Annotated in this window: 1 protein-coding gene; it reads right to left on the minus strand. The window is 69.8% G+C overall.

Translation table 11 applies throughout. The features are described 5' to 3' along the window. Positions 1-171 precede the first annotated feature (171 nt). Positions 172-1,849, minus strand: a 1,678-nt coding sequence (locus tag C1I97_RS36415; protein ID WP_258382914.1) for an outer membrane protein assembly factor BamB family protein, incomplete at its 5' end; no start/stop codon positions are given.

Here is a 1,849-nt window from a genome sequence, read left to right on the forward strand (position 1 = left end):
CCCACGGGCAGTGGCCCCCCGGCACACCCGCCCTTCATGCCCCCGGAAGCTACACGCTTGTTCGACGTCGCGCTGCCCCTACCGGCGAGAAGTGCCCCGGATCGGCGGACTTTTTGGGATTCCTGTCCATCGGTGATCAATCGGGGGTCATGGGGGTCATGGGGGCGGCCGTCAGCCGCTCGTGCCGAGGACCATCACCAGGTACTGCTTGCCGAAGACCGCCGAGGACGACTTACGGGCGTAGGTGTCCGCCAAGTAGAGGCGTCCCTGGGAGTAGAGGATCTCCGAGTAGTCCGGGGACATGGTCCTCTCCACGTTCCGCACGTTCTGGCTGGAGGGGTTCTCCAGCAGCTTGGTCTCCTTGAAGCCGCTGCCGTCGATGCTCACGACCTGGCCGCCCTTGTCGTAGGGCGGGGTCTTGTAGGCGATGACGTTCCCGCCGTCCATGCGCAGCGGGTAGAGCTGGTAGCCGTCGCCCGCGTCCGCGCGCTGGCCGGTCTGCTTGCCGGTGCCGAGGTCGAAGGCGATGATCTCGTTGGTCTTGGTGAACTCGCCGGTGCCGTCGTGCCTCTCGGTGGCCAGGTACAGCCGGTCGTTGCCGACCGCGAGGCTCTTGCAGTCCTCGATCGCGCTGATGCGGTCGCAGCGGAACGTGTACTGGTCGCGGGGCGCCGTGATGTGGGCGCGCATCCTGCCGGTCTCGTCGACGGAGAAGAAGTCCGAGATGCCTCGGGAGTCGCCGACTTCGGCGCCCACGACGAGCGGGGCGGTCGAGACGATCGCCGCGTACTCGATGCCCCGTGCCATCTTGTACTCGGAGATCACCTTCCCGGACTTCGGGTCGATGGTCTGGATGTGCAGCTGACGCTGGTCGTACGAGCCGCACTTGCGCACCGCGACCAGCTTCTCGCCGCCGCCGTAGCCGGCGTCGTAGCAGGTGTCGTCCGGCTTCGGGAGCCACAGGGCCTTGCCGTCGGCGATGTCGAAGGCGGCGCCGCCCCTGAGGCTGCCCACGGCGACCGTGCCGGCGCTGACGGTGACGTTGTCCAGGTTGGTGATCTGGTCACCGGACTTGACCGTCTGCGTCCACAGCTTCCTGCCGGCGTCGAGGTCGATCGCCGCGATCCGGCTGCAGCCGTGGGAGGGCTCGGCCTTGGTCGGCATGGCGGGCTCGTGGAGGATCGCCGTCCTGCCGTCCGCGGTGATGTGGCGGCTGACCTGGCACACCGGGCCGGGCAGCTTCACGGTCCACAGCTTGGTGCCCTTGGCGGGGTCGTAGCCGACGATCTCGGCGACACCGGTCTTGGCGTACACCTTGTCGGTGAGCCAGGAGCCGGGGGCGGAGACCGTGTCGGTCAACTTTGGCGTCGGCACCTGGTAGAGGACCTTGGCGGCGGGGTCGGAGGGCACCTTCTCCTTGCCTCCGGCCGTGGTGCCGCCGTCCTTGGCGCCGGTACCGCCGTCGGCGCTCGCGGTGTCCTGCTTGCCGTCACCGCCGGACGACTTCGCGTACCAGATGCCGGTGCCGATGATCAGCGCGATCGCGACGACGGCCGAGACGATGATCGCCAACTGGGCGTTGACCTTGCGGCCGCCGCCCGGCTGTCCGGCCTGGGGCTGTATCGGCATGGTCGGCGGCTGGCCGGGCTGGCCGTAACCGGGCTGGCCGGGCTGGCCGTAACCGGGCTGGCCGGGCTGGCCGGGCTGGCCGTAACCGGGCTGCGGGGCGCCGTACGGGCCCGGCTGCGGGGCGTACGGCTGGGCGTACGGGTTCGGCTGCTGACCGGGGTACCCGTAGCCCTGGGGCGGCTGCGGGGCGGACTGTCCCTGGGGTGCCTGCGGGTAGCCG

It is taken from the genome of Streptomyces sp. NTH33, from assembly GCF_003236365.1.
Lineage (GTDB): Bacteria > Actinomycetota > Actinomycetes > Streptomycetales > Streptomycetaceae > Streptomyces.